Source organism: Planococcus sp. 1R117A, assembly GCF_051417975.1.
Taxonomy (GTDB): Bacteria; Bacillota; Bacilli; order Bacillales_A; family Planococcaceae; genus Planococcus; species Planococcus shenhongbingii.
The window spans coordinates 1-18,914 of the sequence record NZ_JBPRLO010000010.1; the positions used below are offsets into that span (position 1 = coordinate 1).

Consider the following 18,914-nt stretch of genomic DNA (forward strand, 5'->3'; position numbering starts at 1 on the left):
AGCCAGGATCAAACTCTCCATTATAGAAGAAATTGATTGCTCAATGTTCTGCTGGCGTCTCGCCATCCCGAAGGATGCGCGAGTCGCTTGATCTAGCACGCTTGATCAGTAAGTTGTTGCGCGGGCCGTTTTGCGCGGCCGTTGCGATTTGTTGACGTTTTGCATTCAGTTTTCAAGGTTCAGGTTTTCATTTTGTTAACGCCGCGCTCATTGGCGACTTTTCAATATTACCAACTTTCCATTCGGAAGTCAATAACAAATTTTATTTTTCTTTCGTCCGTTTTACTTTCGAAAAACACGACATCAACTACTATATCATCACTTCGTAAGATGTGCAACAGTTTATTAATAAAAATTTAATCGGCTCAAAACTGGATTAGTTTTGAGCCGAAAGATCCTTCTACACCACTAACATGTAATTAATCACGCGGACGCATTTGAGGGAATAAAAGAACGTCTCTGATGGAAGCAGAATTAGTTAATAGCATTATCAAGCGGTCAATGCCGATTCCAAGACCACCCGTAGGAGGCATTCCATATTCTAATGCTTCAATAAAGTCATCATCCATTTCATGAGCTTCATCATTACCTTCAGCTTTCTCGACAAGTTGTGCTTCAAAGCGCTGTCGCTGATCAATCGGATCATTTAACTCTGTGAAAGCATTCGCATGTTCCCGGCGTACAATAAACAACTCAAAGCGATCAGTAAAACGTTCATCCTCTGGATTTTTCTTTGCCAAAGGAGAAATTTCTACAGGGTGTCCGTAAACAAAGGTAGGCTGCACTAATTCCTCTTCTACTTTTTGCTCGAAAAATTCATTTAAAATATGTCCTGTTTCCATAGTAGGTTTAATTTCAACGTTATGTTCTTTGGCTAACGCTTGTGCTTGTTCTTTTGTAAGCTGCTGCCAGAAATCTACACCTGTGTACTCTTTTACTGCATCTGCCATATGAAGACGTCTCCAGCCTGGGGCTAAATTGATTTCATCTTCTCCATATTGAACAGTAGTTGTACCAAAGACTTCCTGGGCAACATGTGCAATCAAATTTTCTGTTAAAGCCATAATGTCGTTATAGTCTGCATAAGCTTCATACAGTTCAAGCATGGTGAATTCGGGATTATGCCGAGTTGAAATTCCTTCGTTGCGGAACACGCGCCCAATTTCATATACTTTCTCTAAGCCGCCGACAATTAATCTCTTCAGATGGAGTTCAATTGCAATACGGATATATAACTCCATATCAAGAGCATTATGATGAGTAACGAAAGGACGCGCTGCCGCTCCCCCTGCAATTGAATGCAACATTGGCGTTTCAACTTCTAAGAATCCCTGGTTATCCAAGTAGCGGCGCATTGATTGAATGATACGGCTACGAAGAATGAACGTTTCTTTGCTAGACTCGCTCGTAATCAAATCCAAATAACGCTGACGGTAGCGCTGTTCAATATCTTTTAAGCCATGGAATTTTTCAGGCAACGGCCGAAGAGCTTTAGTTAAAAATGCTACTTCTTTCGCTTTAACCGACAATTCGCCTACATTGGTTTTGAAGACAGTCCCTCTTACTCCAAGAATATCTCCTAAATCCACGGTGTTGTAAAACTCATAAGCTTCGTCACCAATTGCATCTTTACGAACGTAAATTTGAATTTGCCCTTTTAAATCTTGTACGTGCGCAAATCCAGCTTTCCCTTTTCCTCGTTTCGTCATAATACGGCCAGCAATTACAACTTCATGAGGATTTTCTTCAAGCTCTTCTTTTGATAAGTCTCCATATTGGTTGATAATTTCTTCTGAAGAATGAGTTCGTTCGAAACGAGCGCCAAATGGATCTATTCCTTGATCACGGAAAGCTTGCATCTTTTGACGTCTCACCAATATTTGATCATTTAACTCTTCTGACATGTCCTACACTCCTTTATCTATAAAAACCATTCTCGTTCATGTATTTCTCTATTGTACACAATTTCTGTTGGCTCTACATAAAAAAGCTGCCACAAATTTGTGACAGCTTGTCTATCTAATTAAACTGCACTGCTCACAGCTTCCCGTTAAATCAATTCTGTCGCAAAAATGTGTCGACTCCGTCGTAGGTTTTCCAAAGCTGGACACCTTGTGGATCCGGAAGATTAAAACCTTTTAGTGACGGATTCACTTCCAATAACGGAATGAGAACAAAAGCACGCTCATGCATCCGTGGATGCGGAACAATTAGTCTCTCGGTTTCCATATTGTCTTGATTATACAACAAAATGTCAAGATCTATTGTCCGGGGACCCCATCTTATCAGTCGTTCGCGATGCAGTTGCTGTTCTATCTCCTGGCATACATCCAATAATTCAAGTGCAGAGAATGGAGTACGGACATGGACAACCATATTGAGGAATGGATCCTGCTCGGTAAATCCCACAGGTTCCGTTTCGTATAAGGAAGAAATTGTTGCTACTTCTATCGACGGGTGTTCTGCCAGTATCCGGACAGCTTGCTTCAGCATTTCCAAACGATTTCCCATATTGGATCCCAGCGACAAATAACTTTCGTTCATGCAAATTCTCCTCGCGTCAGTTCGATGGCAACCGACTTGTAATGGCCAGGGATTGGCGGATCCGGTTTGATTAATTGCACCCGGACACCTTTCACAAGCGGAAATTGAGTTAAGAGGCGCGCAGTTACTTCTTCAGCGACTGCTTCCACTAGTTTTTTCGGTTCTCCTTCCACGATTGCCTTACACGCTTCATAGACTTCTCCATAATGGACAGTGTGCTTCAAGTCATCCGTTTCTCCAGCAATCTTCAAATCGACCGCGAGTGAAACAGTCATACGGAAGCGCTGGCCTAATTTTGTTTCTTCCGGAAATACCCCGTGGTAACCGTAGAACTCCATATCATTTACATGAATAAAATCCATTACTCCACCCCTTTATAAATTTGCTTGCCAGTTAAGATGTCCATCATACGGACAGCGCGGCTTGTTTCTTTCACATCGTGAACACGGACAAGATGGCAGCCTTTTTCCACTCCGTAACACACAGTCGCAAGAGACCCTTCCAATCGTTCGTTGACCGGGACATCAAGGACTTTGCCGATTAACGACTTTCTCGAAGTGCCAAGGAGGACCGGATAACCGAGCGCCACAAATTGATCTAAGTGCTGCATCATCTCGATATTATGAGAAGTTGTTTTCCCAAAGCCAATACCCGGATCTAACCAGATTTGTTCACGGCTAACGCCTGCATTTAATGCGATTTGAATACTGTCATTCATATCCCGCTTAACATCTTCCCAGAAATCAGTGTATGACGTATCGTTACGGTTGTGCATCAAGATAATGGGAACATTCCATTTAGCTGCTACTTTAGCAATCTCAGGCTCGTACTTCGCTCCCCAAATATCATTAATAATATGCGCACCCGCTTCAACCGCTGCTTCAGCAACAGCTGCTTTATATGTATCAATTGAAATCAAGGCATCCACTTCTTCCACTAGCGCCTTTATCACAGGAACAATCCGCGCGATTTCTTCTTGATCGGAAATTAACGTATAGCCTGGACGAGTTGATTCACCGCCTACATCGATGATATTTGCTCCATCTGCAACCATTTTCTTGGCATGAGCCACTGCCTGCTTGATAGTTGTATAGCTCCCTCCATCCGAGAAAGAATCCGGCGTGACATTCAAGATACCCATTATCCATGTTTTTTCATTAAAGTTGATTTTCATCAAGTACACTCTCCGTTCTTTGTTCTGGATGCTAACAAACTATTTCCCGGGAAATAGTGCAGCTTCATAATTAGACTGCCTTTATCTTAACGCGTATTACTGGTTTCTTGCCACAATAAAAGAGTATGCACAAGGCATACTCTTTAAAATTCCATTTAGTTGTTTTCTTCAAACTGATAAAGTGGTGTGCTGAGGTAGCGCTCTCCGTTTGAAGGGATAATCGCTAATACTTTTTTGCCTTTTCCAAGGCGTTTCGCTACTTGTAATGCAGCATAAATAGCCGCTCCTGATGAAATGCCGCCTAAAACCCCTTCTTCTCGCGCCGCTTTGCGGGCTGTTTCGAAAGATTGATCATTGGTCACTTGAATAATTTCATTGTAAATTTCCGTATTTAAGATTTCCGGAACAAATCCAGCGCCAATTCCTTGAATTTTATGAGGCCCTGGCTTTCCTCCAGAAAGCACTGGGGAGTCGGTCGGTTCCACAGCGACAATATGGATATCCGGATATTTTTCTTTCAGCACTTGTCCGGCTCCTGTAATTGTGCCTCCCGTACCAATCCCAGAAATAAAAGCATCCAGTTGATCTCCCATTGCTTCTACGATTTCAGGTCCTGTAGTTAAACGGTGCACTTCTGGATTCGCTTCATTTTTAAACTGCTGCGGCATGAACCAGCCGTTTTCAGAAGCTAATTTCTCAGCGGTTTTGATGGCGCCGTTCGGTCCGTTCATTCCGTCGGGCCCCGGAGTCAATACAAGTTCTGCCCCGTATGCACGCAGCAAATTGCGGCGTTCTGTACTCATTGTTTCCGGCATAACAAGGACTGATTTATAGCCTTTTGCAGCTGCAATCATAGCGAGCCCGATTCCAGTATTTCCGCTAGTCGGTTCGATAATGGTGTCGCCTTCCTTTAAATCCCCCGCTTTTTCCGCAGCTTCGACCATCGCTAAAGCAATACGGTCCTTTACACTGCTACCAGGGTTAAAGTATTCCAATTTCAAATAAACTTCAGCATCTTCAGCACCGGTCATACGGTTCAACTTTACAATAGGTGTTTGCCCTATCAAATCAATTACGGAATTTCCAATACGCGCCATTCTTCAACACTCCTAATCCCTAGTAATTTTATCTGTATTATGCTCTCTTCATGGTATCAGTGTTCTTTAAAGCTTGTCAAATTGTATGAATTGTTTAAAAAAAGACATTTCCAAAGGAAATGTCTTTTGCTTTTATTCACTATAAAACCATTCGGCATCGAATTCTTTCCAAAAAGCTTCCGGGGTTACCGACTGCGGCAACTGCTCAAGTGCAAGCTCCCGGCTAATATGGCCTTTCACTTCTTCAAATGAAAATTTTTGCCCACCCGCTTTTTCTGTAACCGAAATGATCGCCTTCCGCCCATCCTTCAGTGTCAGAGGAGCAGACCAATCATTTATGTCAAGAGAAGCTGCTGCTTTCGCAATAGCTGGATCTATAGAAGATTGATCAGCAGAAACATAACCGATGTCGCCGCCTAAACTTCCGGTGGTTGTATCAAGGGAACGTTCACGTGCCAGCGCTTCAAATGAAGAACCATTTTCCAGCTCTGCAATCGCATCTTTCGCTTCTTTGTCCGAGCCCACTATAATCATGCGTGTCCGGTAAGCATCTTTGATGTCATAAAGCGCCTGGTTTTGTTTATAAAACTCTTCGATCTTGCTTTCTTCAATGACAATATCTTTAGTAAGAACTTTTTCCAAAATCAATTGTGCTTTTACTTTATCTTTCAACCGCTTAGGATCGGCCGCATACAAAGTTGTTTCTGTATCATCCTGCACCGAGCGAAGCATAGCCAGCTCCAACTCTATTTCTTTTTCACTTACTTTAATATCGTATTCTTTCGCCGCAGTTTCCATTACTTCTTGATTGACCAGTTCAAGTAGCATATCGCGGCCATGCTGTTCTTCCATAGCAGCCATCCACTCTCCTCGTGTGATGGCTTTGCCGCTGACCGAAGCTACTTCTTCGCTGCTTTCTGGACTATTTGGAATCAGCCATGCTATCAACCACAGAAGGTTTCCAATTAGCAATAGAAAGATTAGAAACAGCAGCGGACCTGACTTAAGTTTTCTTTTAGGGCGTCCCACATTTGCCGGTGCTGGAGTGGGACGTTTGCGATTATTGTTGGAGTTCATCGATGAACGATTTTAACTCCTCTTTAGAATAGCGGTAGGTTTCCAAACAGAAATGGCATTGCGCTTCCGCCATCCCATCCTCTTTAATCATTTCCTGAATTTCCTGTTGCCCTAACCCAAGAATCCCATTGGCAAACCGTTCTTTCGAGCAATTGCATTCAAATTTCACCGGCATTGTATCTAAAATCTTCACATTTCCTTTTCCAAGCACTTCTTCCAGGATTTCTTCAGGCGACAAGCCGCGTTGAATCATTTTTGAAACCGGCTCTATATGGGAAAGGCGTTCTTCAATTTTCGAAATGGTTTCGTCATCCGTGTCGGGCATTAATTGAACAATAAAACCACCAGCGGCCAGAATGGAATTATCTGTGTCTACTAATACACCGAGTCCTACCGAAGAAGGCACTTGTTCAGAGATTGCCAGGTAATACGTAAAATCTTCAGCAATTTCCCCTGAGACGATAGGCGTTTGACCAGTGAAGTTATCGCGGAGCCCTAAATCTTTAACAACCGAAAACATTCCTTCAGTTCCTACAGCGCGACGCACATCCAGCTTGCCTTTTTCATTTAAATCAAAATGAACATGCGGATTCGTAACGTATCCCCGCACTCCGCCTCTGGCATTGCTGTCCACCAATATGGTGCCAACAGGACCGCCACCGTCCACCTTAATAGTCACTTTGTTGTCCCCTTTTAACATTGCGCCCATCATAACGCCGCCAGTCATGGCTCTTCCTAATGCTGCAGAAGCAGTCGGCCATGTCATATGGCGGGTTTGCGCTTCGGCTACAGTTTGTGTTGTATCTACTGCAAAAGCGCGGACACTGCCATTAAAGCCGAGTCCTCGCACTAAATAATCTCCCACGTCCATCGTTCCTCTCTTTACGCTTGATTGCGTTTATAAATTAAATAAAGCCCCTTTAAAGTTAGAAACGGGTCTACTTTATCAATCATTGATGATTCATTGGCGATTAATGCAGCCATTCCACCCGTTGCAATGACTGTCGGTTTTTGCCTGCTCTGGGCCTTCATACGTGACACGATGCCTTCAGCCTGCCCTACATAACCATAGATAATGCCGGACTGCATAGCGGATATAGTATTTTTCCCCACAACACTAGAAGGCCGTGCAATCTCAATTCGCGGCAGCTTTGAGGCCCGGGTGTACAAAGCTTCCGTCGAAATATTTATTCCAGGAGCAATGGCACCACCCATGTATTGCCGATGCTCATCGATGTAACAATATGTAGTCGCTGTGCCGAAATCCACAATAATCAATGGTGCTCCGTATTCATGGATTGCAGCGACTGCATTGACAATGCGGTCTGCCCCCACTTCGCGGGGATTTTCATATTTGATATTCAGCCCCGTTTTAACTCCCGGTCCTACAATCAACGGTTTTACATGAAAGTATTTTTGGCACATCTGTTCCAATGCATACATTATAGGCGGAACAACAGATGACATGATAATGCCATTTATCGAGGCAAAGCTTAAATCGGCATCGTTTAACAGCGCCTTAACCTGCATACCAAATTCATCTTCAGTTTTATGGCGATCCGTTTCCAGCCGCCAGTGATACAAAAGTCGATCTTGGCCATAAATCCCCAAAATAATATTGGTGTTTCCGACATCCATTACTAAAATCATGATTGGCCCCTCACTTATTCAGGTTTTTCCAAAATATCATACCATATATCCAAAGAAATAAGAAAAACGTAATGACCATTTCCGGCTTAGGCACTTCGAAAAGCAGAAAAAATAAGTTGAACAATAAAAAAAGCTGCCCATTTCCTAAAGGAAACAGGCAACCAACTTTTTAAGACTACTTATTTGTGTTCTTCTTGAATCGGACCAGAACTACGTCCAGAAACGGTGCCTTCTTTCGGCAAGTCACCTGCTGAAGGATCGTTCGGTGCACCTGTTACATCAGGCGTTACATCCTTCTTCAAATCAACGCTTTCTTTTTCAAAATCGCCATTCAACGCTTCGTATGAACGTTCAGGAAGTGTGCCATGCTCTTTCAAGTGAAGAATTTGGCCAGCATCCAATGTTTCAACTTCAAGCAATGTCGTTGCGATTAAGTTAAGAAGATCTTTGTTTTTAGTGAGAATCTCTTTTGTACGGATGTACTGTTCTTTGATAATGCGTTGGATTTCTTGGTCGATTTCGAACGCAATAGCATCTGAATAGTTTTGTTCCGAGTTAAAGTCGCGGCCCAAGAAGACATTTCCGCCTTGTGCCTGACCAAACTGAATCGGCCCAATCTTGTCACTCATACCGTATTCGGTAACCATGCTACGAGCAATTGCTGTTGCACGTTGAAAGTCATTGTGGGCGCCAGTTGATACTTCGCCGAAAATGATGTCTTCCGATACGCGTCCGCCAAGCAAGCCAGAGATTTTATCCAGCAATTCAGGTTTTGTCATAAAGTAACGGTCTTCTTTCGGCAGCATCACTGCATAACCACCAGCTTGTCCGCGTGGAACAATCGTTACTTTATGCACAGTTTCTGCATCATCCAGCACTAAGCCTATAACGGTATGACCCGCTTCGTGGAATGCCACGATATTGCGTTCTTTTTTCGAGATGACACGATTCTTTTTAGCAGGACCTGCAATAACGCGGTCTGTGGCTTCATCGATATCTGACATGTCGATTTTGAGTTTGCTGCGTCGAGCTGCCACAAGGGCCGCTTCGTTTAATAAGTTTTCCAAATCTGCACCCGAGAATCCAGGTGTGCGCTGGGCAATTGCTTTCATGTCCACTGTCGGATCAAGCGGCTTATTGCGCGCATGCACTTTCAATACTTCTTCGCGACCTTTAACATCTGGACGGCCAACTGTAATCTGACGGTCGAAACGGCCAGGGCGCAGAAGGGCAGGATCCAAGATATCTGGACGGTTTGTTGCTGCAATGATAATGACGCCTTCGTTAGCTCCGAAACCATCCATTTCAACAAGCAATTGGTTCAATGTCTGTTCACGTTCATCATGTCCTCCGCCAAGGCCAGCTCCACGCTGACGTCCAACCGCATCAATTTCATCGATGAAAATAATACAAGGGGAATTTTTCTTAGCATTTTCGAAAAGATCACGAACTCGGGAAGCCCCGACTCCAACGAACATTTCAACAAAGTCCGAACCACTGATAGAGAAGAATGGAACACCTGCTTCGCCTGCGACTGCACGCGCCAGCAAAGTTTTACCAGTACCCGGCGGTCCAACAAGCAAAATCCCTTTTGGAATGCGAGCGCCGATGTCGGCAAATCTGCGCGGGTCTTTTAAGAAATCAACAACTTCCACAAGTTCTTGTTTCTCTTCGTCTGCTCCAGCAACATCGTTGAAGCGGACTTTATGTTTTTGATCGTCATACAGCTTCGCTTTACTTTTCCCGAAGTTCATCACTCGGCCGCCACCGCCGCCTTGTGATTGGTTAAGTAAGAAGAAGAAGAGGATGAAGATAATGATGAATGGAATGATCCCCGTGAAGAAAGAAACCCAGCCGCTTGTCTGCGGAGCTTTCAAATAATCCACGTTGACATTTTGATCTGTCGCAATTTCATCAATCCGTGTGATCAACGCTTCATTTTCCATTGGAATATTTGTAACAAATGACTCGCCTTCTTCATAGCCGGTAAGCTTACCTGTTACTTCATAAACATTGGCATCTGGCTGGATGGTCACATCAGTAACGGACCCATCTTCCAATGCCCCCAAAAACTCGTCATATCCTATATTTTCAGTCGGTTGGGCGCTGTTATTGAACGTTCCCAAAATCCCGATAATCACTAGGAAAATCAGTAAATAAAATATGGTGTATCGAAATATTCGATTCATTCCAAGCCTCCTCACAAAGTTTCCCAAAACTATACTAAATACTAACATAGGAACATTTCAGCATACAACGAAAAGCTCTCAGCTTCCCTGCTGAATTAACGGTTTGTGAACTTCTGTTGACTATTCTTGATCTTCGCTATACACCGACGGTTTCAAAATTCCAATATAAGGCAAGTTACGGTATTTTTCTGCATAATCCAAGCCATATCCGACAACAAATGCATCCGGGACTTCAAATCCGATATAATCCGCTTTCAAATCTACTTTTCGGCCAGAAGGCTTGTCTAGAAGTGTAACGATTTTGATCGAATTCGCTTTACGGTATTTAAACAGGTCCACTAAATAACTAAGTGTCAATCCACTATCAATGATATCTTCGATAATGAGAAGATCGCGGCCTTCCACGCTGGCATTTAAATCTTTAATAATTTTTACTTCTCCTGAAGAAACTGTCGCATTGCCATAGCTTGAAACATCCATAAAGTCCATTTCAACATAGCTATCCATGCGCTTCATCAAATCTCCCATAAATGGCATAGCGCCTTTCAATACCCCAATTGCCAACGGGTATTTGTCCTGGTAATCACGGGTTAATATGGCTCCTAGTTCCCGTGCTTTCTCTTGCAGGCGTTCTTCTGAGATTAATATTTCTTCAATGTCTTTCTGTAGCATGGTGGACCTCCTATAATCCTCTTTTTGCGATCTAAACTTTCTGTTCTATCAATACCCAATTATCTTCATCGCGTTTTATACGACTAAAGAAATTTGACGGCCGCAAACCTGGCAGAAACAAAACTTCATCATTCTCTGCTGCAATGACCGGCCAATCCTTTCTTAAAGGGACAGGTACTTTTTCATCAATCATCAAACGCGCCACTTTTTTTGAACGTTCCATACCCGCCAGCTGGATGCGATCTCCCGGCTTGCGGTTTCTTACCAGCAACTTCATCTTTTCAGATGCAGAAAAATACCAAAACGTACTGCTTTCTTCAAGGTTAGCTTGGGATAAAGGGACTGCTTTGTATCGAAAACCGTTCATTTCCTTTGACCATTCATTTGAAACGATTGAAACATTTTTTACAGCGGCTTCACCAATCGGTTTCATGCTTAATAGAACAGCGTCGTATTGGCGAACTATCATACAATTTTGCGGCAAATGTAAAAAAACGGTGCCGGCTGAACTTTGCATCATTTCCTGCACTTGCTCGACCAACTGTTTTGTGATTTCCACTTGCCGTTCATTATATAGATAGTTTAATAGTATTAGAACCATTCTTTTTTGTAAAGCAAGTGCTTCTCGGCTGAAACTTTTAGCTGACAAGCTGATGCCGGTTTCCTCAAATCGGATTATCTGCTTGACTTTTTCTCCTGCCAAATCCATTAAAAATTGCTGGTCTTGCTGCATTGTTTCAGCTAATTCGGCAAACTGCTCCGACACCGTATTGTTTTCCATTTTTAATAAAGGAACAATTGTTTGACGGACACGATTTCTCGTATAAACTTTTTCTGCATTACTGGAGTCTTCTCTATGCACAAGGCCGTTTTCCTTAGCATATTGTTCAATTTCTTCCCGTGTCACAGCCAGCAAAGGGCGAATCAATTCACCCTTTCCAAATGGCCGGCGCACCGGAATACCAAAGCTACCAGACTGCAGGGTTCCTCTTATTCCTGACATTAAAATAGTTTCCAGCTGGTCATCTGCATGATGAGCTGTAACAAATTTTCCAGCTTCAGTCTGCCACATCACTTCCTCGAAATAAGCATAGCGCTGTTCCCTGCAAACTTGCTGTTTATTGCCGCCCTTTGCTACTAGAATTTCAGGGATGGGTATATCCTGGCTATGACACGGGATTTTCCATTGCCGGCAAATTTCCTCTGTAAATAAGCGGTCCTGCCGCGATTCTTCCCCGCGCAGCATGTGGTTAACGTGGACCCCGTGTACCGAAACGCCGAGATAGTCTTCATTTGTTTTGAGGAAATGCAATAGAACCAGCGAATCGATTCCCCCAGAACATCCGGCAAGCACCCGATCACCCGGTACAAGCAAACGATGCTTTTTGATATACTCCATCATTTTCTTGTGAAACGTCTTCATTTGCACACCTCGTTTAGCTTTTCTTGCAGTTATCACGCTTTAAGAGAAAACTGGGCTCCCATTTTCCAAGTAAAAACTTGCGGATTAAATTTCTGCTGATCAAAATTTCTTTTTAATTATATGCTTTCTTAAAAATTATTTTCAAATTGTAATTGACACTTTATCAGTTCAATAGTATGATTTAAAATGTTCGTTTGAACAAGGGCGGCGTAGCTCAGCTGGCTAGAGCGTACGGTTCATACCCGTAAGGTCGGGGGTTCGATCCCCTCTGCCGCCATTTATGAATATGAATAGGTATTAAAAGCAGCATCCTTTTTAAGGATGCTGCTTTTTTTTATGCAAAAATCCATTGAGTTGGCTGTAGTGATAAGCATTAGGCAACACTCCTTCAAAATCAGAAGCTGCTATGTTGAATATGCCTGCATAAAAAACTTCAGTCTTAAGATCTTTTGCAATCGACTTTATCGGTGGGTTCAAAGAGGCTGAATAACTTGCATACTTCTCAATACACGTTTAGAACTTGCTCCTTTTCAAAGATCATCACTTTCTTAACATTTTATAAAAAAAACGCTTCCCAGGTGAGAAGCGTTCTAAATTTAAATTGTTAAGCTGTGCTGAAGCATTTTCCTATGCTATTGAAACAGCTAGCAAGTTATCCTCTTCTTGCGCCGCGGCCACCGCGCTTCGATTCTGTTGCACGTTTCAATGAAGTCATGTTTTCTTCACTTTCCTTCAGGAACTTCGCCATTTTTGTCTCAAAGTTCTCTTTAGGCGCACGCTCGAATGAACGGTTACTGCTTGGGCGAGGACGCTGCGGGCGATCTGGACGCTGGGGTGCGCCTTCCGGCTGAGGTTTCGCTTTACGGATGGAAAGGCCGATTTTGCCATCAGCTTCTACATTCATCACTTTCACTTCAACCATTTCGCCTACTTTTAGATGATCGTTGATATCTTTGACATAATTGTCGGCGACTTCACTAATATGCACAAGGCCAGTTGCACCAGTTGGAAGCTGAACGAACGCTCCAAAATTTGTAATACCTGTAACTTTACCTTCTAACTTGCTGCCTACTTCAATCGACATAAAAAAAATGCTCCTCCTTAAAAATTAAGATGACTCCAATTTGGGCCATTTGCTTGTAATAGCGGGACTCTTCCCACTTTTATTATAACCATCAAAAAAAGAGTGTCAACTGACTACTCTTTTTCTTCATCGTTTTCTTTGCTTTTTTCTTTGTCTTCTGGAACCGTGAAAATGATCTCGCCTTCCTCAGACAAGAAATAATCTTTGCGTGCCAGTTTTCCGACATACTCATCGTCATTCAGCAAAAGAATTTGTTCTTGCAGCTTCGCTTGCTCTTTTTCGACTATCTGAAGTTCCGCCAGCGCTTCTTCACGCAGCTGTTCTTTTTCTGAAATGGTTTGTGATTGGGCATAAATAGTAGTGCCGACCCAGATGCTCACCATGGCCACAAGAACTCCAAAGACTGCTAATCTCCTGAACAAACGGACCTTATGTGCCTGGTGGCGTTTTTCCTGCTGTTCCACCGAGCGGACATAGTCATTGCGAATTGAAGTGACTTCACTATTGTCCACCTGTTTTTCTCTCTTCGAATTCAAGACCTGTTTCCCCCCTTCGGCTTACTTTGTTGTCATTATACATGAAAACATGCTGAGGGGAAAACCCTAAATCCAATAAGGCTTGCTGCAATTTGCATTCTTTCGCTCTCTTTCATTTAGAATCGTAGTGATTTTATTCGCCGAAATTAATAAAAATACTATTGACTTAATTTTTATGCAGTTTATAATATGAGTTACTATCTTAAAAATCTATCTTTCAGTAGATAAATTCAATGTTTTCTTTTCAAATCATTAATAAATATACATTTTGAACGCATAAATGAATGGAGTGTGAAGTTATGGCGGGATTGTTATCGCTTTCGAGCGGAGAATCATTTAAAGGGGAATGGCACGGCGGCATGAGCGGCGTTCAAGGAGAGATTGTATTTTTCACCGGGATGACCGGCTATGAAGAAGTGCTAACAGACCCTTCTTACAAAGGGCAAATTATTGTATTTTCGTATCCTTTGATTGGCCAATATGGCATTCAAGCAGCTCATGTCCAATCAGACAAAATTCAGGCGGCCGGCATTGTGGTGGCAGAATTATACGACGGCCCTGTCGAAAAAGGGGCAATGACCTTGGCGGAATTTGCGGAAGATAACGAAATCCCTATTTTAAGCGGAATCGATACACGGTCCGTCATCCAAACAGTCCGGGAATTCGGGACAATGCAGTCGTTTATCGGTCCCGGCCATTCTTCCCCCGCTTTCTGGAAGCCGATGAAAACCAATTTCTTTTCCACTGAAGCAACGGAAAAAGCAATAACGGCAATAGGCGAAGGTGACATTCATATTGGCTTGGTTGATTTTCAATATAAATCTTCTATTTTGGACGAGCTGCTGAAACGGAATTGCAAAGTAAGCATTATTCCACATACGGCATCAACAGAAAATTTGGATGCTCTCCAATTAGACGGCTTATTGTTCTCAAACGGGCCTGGTGATCCTGCTGCTTTTGCACCTCTGTTTCCTACATACCGCGATTGGGCAGAACGGTACCCGACATTCGGCATTTGCCTTGGTCATCAAGTATTGGCTTCCGCATTTGGAGCGAAGACGACAAAACTTGCATACGGACACAGGGGAGCCAATCATCCAGTCATCAATTTGAAAACGAAAAAAGTCACCATGAGTTCCCAAAACCACAGCTATGTAGTGGAAGGTGGGAGTATCGAAAAAACTCCGCTCTCCATTCTTTACCAAAACGTCAATGATGGCAGCATCGAAGGACTCCTGCATCCGTCGCTTCCTATCACGACGGTCCAGTTTCATCCAGAGGCAGCTCCAGGACCTGCCGAGCACCTTGAATTGTTCAATCAGTTTCTTACAGTAATCCAACAGAAAAAGAAGGTGAAAATCCATGCCTAAAAAGCAGGACATTAAAAAAGTGCTGGTTATTGGCTCAGGTGCCATCGTCATCGGCCAAGCAGCTGAATTTGATTATTCCGGCACGCAAGCTTGCCTTGCTTTAAAAGAAGAAGGAATTCAAGTCGTTTTGGTCAACAACAACCCAGCCACGATCATGACGGACAAAACCGTTTCAGACAAAGTTTATTTTGAACCACTCACTGTAGACAGTGTTGCAGCCATCATTGAAAAAGAACGGCCAGATGGTTTGCTGGCAACAGTCGGCGGCCAGACCGGTTTGAATTTGGCGATGGCTCTGTCCGATTCAGGAATTTTAGCGGAATACAACGTATCGCTCCTCGGCACCAACATTAAATCAATCAAACAAGCTGAAGACCGCGAACAATTCCGGTCATTGATGAACGAGCTTGGTGAACCGGTTCCGGACAGCGACATTATTTATTCAACAGACAGTGCATTGGCATTTGCCGCACATGCAGGATATCCGCTGATTGTCCGTCCCGCTTATACATTGGGCGGCTTCGGAGGCGGCATCGCCCAAGACGAAGCGACGTATTTGTCGCTTGTCATGCAAGGGCTTAGTGCCAGCCCAATTAACCAATGCCTGGTCGAGAAAAGCATCGCCGGCTATAAGGAAATTGAATATGAAGTGATGCGGGATGCGAACGGCACGTGCATTACCGTGTGCAATATGGAAAACATGGATCCGGTCGGCGTTCATACAGGTGACTCCATCGTAGTAGCGCCAAGCCAAACAATGAACGACCGGGAATACCATATGTTGCGCACCGCTTCGATTAACATTATCAATGCGCTAGGGATTGTCGGAGCCTGCAATGTGCAATTTGCCCTTCATCCCGAAACGTCAACGTATTATTTGATTGAAGTAAACCCGCGGGTCAGCCGTTCTTCGGCACTTGCTTCTAAAGCAACGGGATATCCGATTGCTAAAATCGCGGCAAAGCTGGCCATTGGCTATACGCTCGATGAGTTAAAAAATCCTGTGACTGGCACCACTTTTGCAAGTTTTGAACCCGCTTTGGATTATGTTGTAGTGAAAATTCCACGCTGGCCATTTGATCAGTTCCACAAAGCGAACCGCAAGCTCGGAACGCAAATGAAAGCAACTGGAGAAGTGATGGCGATTGAACGCAGCATGGAAGCGGCTTTCCAAAAAGCCATCCGTTCTCTGGATATCCCGCTTGACGGGTTCCGTTTGCCTGCTCTTTCCGGCATGCCGCAAGCCCAATTAGAAAAACTGGCAATTGAAGCAGATGACCGCCGGTTGTTTGTGTTATTCGAGTTATTGATCCGTGGCAAAAGCATGGAAGAACTGCACAGCATGACTGCCATTGCTCCTTATTTCTTGTTTGTACTGAAACGCATTGTAGATGAATGGCATAACCTGCATTTACTGACTTGGAATGATATGACTCAAGAACGCCTGCTGATTGCCAAAACGCTTGGCTTTAGTGATCAGCAGCTGGCTGATCTCTGGTCGATCCCGGTTTCCGAAGTCTGGGGGCAACGGAAAAGCTGGGGGCTGCTTCCCGCTTATCGCGTGATTGATACTTGTGCAGCAGAATTCCGTTCACAAACGAATTATTTATATTCCACTTGGAATGGGTCCTCAGATGGACGTGCGCTCAATGCCAAAAAAGTAGCAGTGATCGGCTCCGGTCCCATCCGCATCGGCCAAGGAATTGAATTTGATTATTGCTGCGTCCATAGTGTGCTGGCATTGCAAAAATTCGGCTACGAAGCTGTGATGATTAATAACAATCCGGAAACTGTCAGTACCGACTATGAAATTGCCGATGCGTTGTATTTTGAACCGTTGACTGCAGAAGATATTTTGAATGTGCTGGATTTCGAAGGCATTACGCAAGTGATCGTTCAATTTGGCGGCCAGACTTCGTTGAACGTGGCGGCTCAATTGGAAGATGCAGGCATTACCATTCTTGGCTCAACGGTGGAACTGCTGGATCAAATGGAAGATCGCGATCGTTTTTATTCTTTTTTGGAGTCGATCGGCCTTCCGACTATTCCAAGCTATACAGCAGCAAAACCGGAAGAAGTTCCGCATTATGCAGAGCTGCTGGGCTACCCTATACTCATTCGCCCTTCTTATGTCATCGGCGGCAAAGGGATGACGGTGCTGCATAATGAACAGGATTTGCAGCACTGGCTGGAGAATACGAAAATGGCTTTCCCGGTGCTGGTGGACCATTTCGTTACCGGCAAAGAAGTGGAAGCAGATATTTTAACGGATGGTGAAAATGTCTGGGTGTCTGCTGTTTTTGAGCATATCGAAGGTACGGGCGTCCATTCAGGCGACAGCATTTCCATTACGCCTCCTGTTTCCCTGACAGCTGAGGCATTGGAGAAATTGACTGATACCGCCAAGCATATCGCCCGCAATATGGATTACACCGGGTTATTTAATATCCAATTCGTTTATGAGCAAGATCAATTGTTTGTCATGGAAATCAATCCACGGGCTTCCCGCACAGTGCCAATCAGTTCGAAAGCAACGGACGTCCCACTTGTCCAGCTGGCTACTGCATTGATGCTCGGCGTACCGTTCAATGAGCTAGGAATTGAAGAGCAGTACAACGGGCAGCCGGATTATACAGTCAAAGCACCTGTGTTCTCCCATATCAAATTGCCTGGCTTATCACCTATCCTGTCTCCCGAAATGATGTCGACCGGAGAAGTGATCGGCCAAAGCCCGGATTCCGCCATCGCCATGCAAAAAGCCTTGGATGGAGCTTCCCAACAACTGGCCGCTTTGCAGGGCGGAGGCACGATCTTTATAACAGAGCCTTCGCTGCCGCTCATTGACCAGGTATTTTGGAAACAGCATGGTTTCACATTCTGCACGGAAGCCTCTCTGCCTTTTGAACAATGGTTAAAAACTGATCATAAAAAAGCTTATATTGATTTGACACCGGACCCGGATTCCATCCAAGCAGCACAAGCGGCTATCCACCGGCTTCATGTATGGACTCGTCAAGAAACGATTGCCGCTTTTCAAGAACATGTCAAGGCCATTCATGGACCAACGAAAGGAGTGCTTGTTAAATGACAATAGCTTTACCATTAGCGCCGCAGCTTGTTCAAAAGCATCTTTTATCTTTAAAAGATTACAGTTCCTCGGAAATCCTGGATTTGCTGTCTTTGGCGGCAGAATTGAAAAAACCGGAAAACAAATACCTGCCTTTATTGGAAGGCAAAGTACTTGGCATGATTTTTGAAAAATCTTCGACTCGCACACGCGTTTCCTTTGAAGCGGGCATGCTTCAGCTTGGCGGGCATGCGATGCATTTGAGCACGCGTGATATCCAAATGGGGCGCGGGGAAAGTATCGCCGATACAGCGAAAGTTTTGTCCGGTTATTTGGATGGCATCATGATCCGCACATTCCATCAAGCGACAGTTGCAGAACTCGCAGACAATAGCAGCATTCCGGTTATTAACGGCCTGACCGATGATTTCCACCCTTGCCAGGTGCTTGCCGATTTACTCACCATACTGGAACATTTTGGAACAGTGGCCGGCAAAAAAATGGCTTATATTGGAGATGCCAACAATATGGCCAACTCGCTGATGATTGGAGCGGCTAAAGTGGGTATGGACATTTCCATCGCCGCTCCGGCCAAATATGCACCGAAAGCTAAAATGGTGGCACTGGCCAAGGAAATCGCCCAACATACCGGCGCCAACATTCACGTAACGACAGACCCTGTTGAAGCCGTGAAAGACTGTGATGTCATCTATACGGATGTCTGGGCCAGCATGGGGCAGGAAGCTGAAGCGCTTGAACGCATGGAGCATTTTAAAGGCTTCCAAGTGAACGAAGCACTTGCAGCGCATGCGAACGAAAACTACATCTTTATGCATTGCTTGCCGGCACATCGAGAAGAAGAAGTGACAACCAGCATATTAGAAGGCCCTCATTCTGTAGTCTTCCAAGAAGCTGAAAACCGCCTGCACGCTCAGAAAGCCTTGCTTGTTGCACTTATGGCTAATTAATTCCATACAGAAAAAGCTGTTCCGGGAGCATAGGCTCCGGAACAGCTTTTTGTTTTTATCAAC

At 44.1% G+C, this 18,914-nt stretch carries 16 protein-coding genes and 1 tRNA gene; 4 read left to right on the plus strand and 13 right to left on the minus strand.

The genetic code is table 11. From position 1 onward, the window contains the following. Nucleotides 1-419: 419 nt before the first annotated feature. The 11 genes from lysS to tilS form a co-directional block, all read right to left on the minus strand. Nucleotides 420-1,904, minus strand: a complete 1,485-nt coding sequence (gene lysS, locus ACSFXN_RS18855) for a lysine--tRNA ligase (RefSeq protein ID WP_437151769.1) — start codon at nucleotides 1,902-1,904, stop codon at nucleotides 420-422. Nucleotides 1,905-2,055: 151 nt separating this feature from the next. Continuing rightward, nucleotides 2,056-2,544 (minus strand): 2-amino-4-hydroxy-6-hydroxymethyldihydropteridine diphosphokinase, encoded by a 489-nt coding sequence (gene folK, locus ACSFXN_RS18860; protein ID WP_437151770.1) that lies wholly within the window; start codon nucleotides 2,542-2,544, stop codon nucleotides 2,056-2,058. Next, nucleotides 2,541-2,906, minus strand: coding sequence for a dihydroneopterin aldolase (gene folB, locus ACSFXN_RS18865; protein ID WP_300990916.1), 366 nt, complete (start codon nucleotides 2,904-2,906; stop codon nucleotides 2,541-2,543). The genes folK and folB overlap by 4 nt, the downstream gene beginning before the upstream one ends. After that, nucleotides 2,906-3,718 carry a dihydropteroate synthase gene (folP, locus tag ACSFXN_RS18870; protein ID WP_437151771.1) on the minus strand — a complete coding sequence of 271 codons (813 nt, stop codon included), beginning with the start codon at nucleotides 3,716-3,718 and terminating at the stop codon, nucleotides 2,906-2,908. Before folP ends, folB begins: the two co-directional genes overlap by 1 nt. 155 nt (nucleotides 3,719-3,873) lie before the next feature. Further along, nucleotides 3,874-4,815, minus strand: a complete 942-nt coding sequence (gene cysK, locus ACSFXN_RS18875) for a cysteine synthase A (protein WP_437151772.1) — start codon at nucleotides 4,813-4,815, stop codon at nucleotides 3,874-3,876. Between the two features lie 132 nt (nucleotides 4,816-4,947). Next, nucleotides 4,948-5,763: a peptidyl-prolyl cis-trans isomerase gene (locus ACSFXN_RS18880; protein WP_437151773.1), complete on the minus strand. Its 816-nt coding sequence runs from the start codon at nucleotides 5,761-5,763 to the stop codon at nucleotides 4,948-4,950. 112 nt (nucleotides 5,764-5,875) lie between these two features. Next, entirely contained in the window at nucleotides 5,876-6,757 is an 882-nt protein-coding gene (hslO, locus tag ACSFXN_RS18885) for an Hsp33 family molecular chaperone HslO (protein ID WP_437151800.1), read from the minus strand. Between the two features lie 17 nt (nucleotides 6,758-6,774). After that, nucleotides 6,775-7,542, minus strand: a complete 768-nt coding sequence (locus tag ACSFXN_RS18890; RefSeq protein WP_437151774.1) for a type III pantothenate kinase — start codon at nucleotides 7,540-7,542, stop codon at nucleotides 6,775-6,777. Between the two features lie 179 nt (nucleotides 7,543-7,721). Continuing rightward, on the minus strand, nucleotides 7,722-9,731 hold the full coding sequence (gene ftsH / locus ACSFXN_RS18895; RefSeq protein ID WP_437151775.1) for an ATP-dependent zinc metalloprotease FtsH: 2,010 nt from the start codon (nucleotides 9,729-9,731) through the stop codon (nucleotides 7,722-7,724). Between the two features lie 120 nt (nucleotides 9,732-9,851). Then, nucleotides 9,852-10,403 (minus strand): hypoxanthine phosphoribosyltransferase, encoded by a 552-nt coding sequence (hpt, locus tag ACSFXN_RS18900; RefSeq protein WP_300990910.1) that lies wholly within the window; start codon nucleotides 10,401-10,403, stop codon nucleotides 9,852-9,854. Between the two features lie 31 nt (nucleotides 10,404-10,434). Next, complete coding sequence (gene tilS, locus ACSFXN_RS18905; protein WP_437151776.1) at nucleotides 10,435-11,826, minus strand: tRNA lysidine(34) synthetase TilS; 1,392 nt, start codon at nucleotides 11,824-11,826, stop codon at nucleotides 10,435-10,437. 203 nt (nucleotides 11,827-12,029) lie between these two features. Between tilS and ACSFXN_RS18910 the strand changes: the two genes are divergently transcribed. Further along, a tRNA-Met gene (locus tag ACSFXN_RS18910) sits at nucleotides 12,030-12,103 on the plus strand. 375 nt (nucleotides 12,104-12,478) lie between these two features. Here ACSFXN_RS18910 and ACSFXN_RS18915 read toward each other — a convergent pair. Beyond that, nucleotides 12,479-12,910 carry a S1 domain-containing RNA-binding protein gene (locus ACSFXN_RS18915; protein WP_300990908.1) on the minus strand — a complete coding sequence of 144 codons (432 nt, stop codon included), beginning with the start codon at nucleotides 12,908-12,910 and terminating at the stop codon, nucleotides 12,479-12,481. 113 nt (nucleotides 12,911-13,023) lie between these two features. Next, the gene (locus tag ACSFXN_RS18920; protein WP_437151777.1) at nucleotides 13,024-13,446 is read right to left on the minus strand and encodes an FtsB family cell division protein; all 423 of its coding nucleotides are present in this window, start codon (nucleotides 13,444-13,446) and stop codon (nucleotides 13,024-13,026) included. A 299-nt stretch (nucleotides 13,447-13,745) separates the two neighbouring features. Here ACSFXN_RS18920 and ACSFXN_RS18925 point away from each other — a divergent pair, with 299 nt between their 5' ends. Genes ACSFXN_RS18925 through argF form a run of 3 tightly spaced genes read left to right on the plus strand, consistent with a single transcriptional unit; the run spans nucleotide 13,746 to nucleotide 18,851 of the window. After that, on the plus strand, nucleotides 13,746-14,816 hold the full coding sequence (locus ACSFXN_RS18925) for a carbamoyl phosphate synthase small subunit (protein WP_437151778.1): 1,071 nt from the start codon (nucleotides 13,746-13,748) through the stop codon (nucleotides 14,814-14,816). Further along, a complete protein-coding gene (locus ACSFXN_RS18930) occupies nucleotides 14,809-17,904 on the plus strand; it encodes a carbamoyl phosphate synthase large subunit (protein ID WP_437151779.1) in 3,096 nt (1,031 codons plus the stop codon). The genes ACSFXN_RS18925 and ACSFXN_RS18930 overlap by 8 nt, the downstream gene beginning before the upstream one ends. After that, nucleotides 17,901-18,851: an ornithine carbamoyltransferase gene (argF, locus tag ACSFXN_RS18935; protein WP_437151780.1), complete on the plus strand. Its 951-nt coding sequence runs from the start codon at nucleotides 17,901-17,903 to the stop codon at nucleotides 18,849-18,851. The genes ACSFXN_RS18930 and argF overlap by 4 nt, the downstream gene beginning before the upstream one ends. The last annotated feature ends 63 nt before the right edge of the window (nucleotides 18,852-18,914 follow it).

Bases quoted from the DNA above. Each gene is read 5' to 3' on its own strand.
- lysS (WP_437151769.1), bottom strand. From the start codon at position 1,904: ATGTCAGAAGAGTTAAATGATCAAATATTGGTGAGACGTCAAAAGATG.
- folK (WP_437151770.1), bottom strand. From the start codon at position 2,544: ATGAACGAAAGTTATTTGTCGCTGGGATCCAATATGGGAAATCGTTTG.
- folB (WP_300990916.1), bottom strand. From the start codon at position 2,906: ATGGATTTTATTCATGTAAATGATATGGAGTTCTACGGTTACCACGGG.
- folP (WP_437151771.1), bottom strand. From the start codon at position 3,718: ATGAAAATCAACTTTAATGAAAAAACATGGATAATGGGTATCTTGAAT.
- cysK (WP_437151772.1), bottom strand. From the start codon at position 4,815: ATGGCGCGTATTGGAAATTCCGTAATTGATTTGATAGGGCAAACACCT.
- ACSFXN_RS18890 (WP_437151774.1), bottom strand. From the start codon at position 7,542: ATGATTTTAGTAATGGATGTCGGAAACACCAATATTATTTTGGGGATT.
- ftsH (WP_437151775.1), bottom strand. From the start codon at position 9,731: ATGAATCGAATATTTCGATACACCATATTTTATTTACTGATTTTCCTA.
- hpt (WP_300990910.1), bottom strand. From the start codon at position 10,403: ATGCTACAGAAAGACATTGAAGAAATATTAATCTCAGAAGAACGCCTG.
- tilS (WP_437151776.1), bottom strand. From the start codon at position 11,826: ATGAAGACGTTTCACAAGAAAATGATGGAGTATATCAAAAAGCATCGT.
- ACSFXN_RS18915 (WP_300990908.1), bottom strand. From the start codon at position 12,910: ATGTCGATTGAAGTAGGCAGCAAGTTAGAAGGTAAAGTTACAGGTATT.
- ACSFXN_RS18925 (WP_437151778.1), top strand. From the start codon at position 13,746: ATGGCGGGATTGTTATCGCTTTCGAGCGGAGAATCATTTAAAGGGGAA.
- ACSFXN_RS18930 (WP_437151779.1), top strand. From the start codon at position 14,809: ATGCCTAAAAAGCAGGACATTAAAAAAGTGCTGGTTATTGGCTCAGGT.
- argF (WP_437151780.1), top strand. From the start codon at position 17,901: ATGACAATAGCTTTACCATTAGCGCCGCAGCTTGTTCAAAAGCATCTT.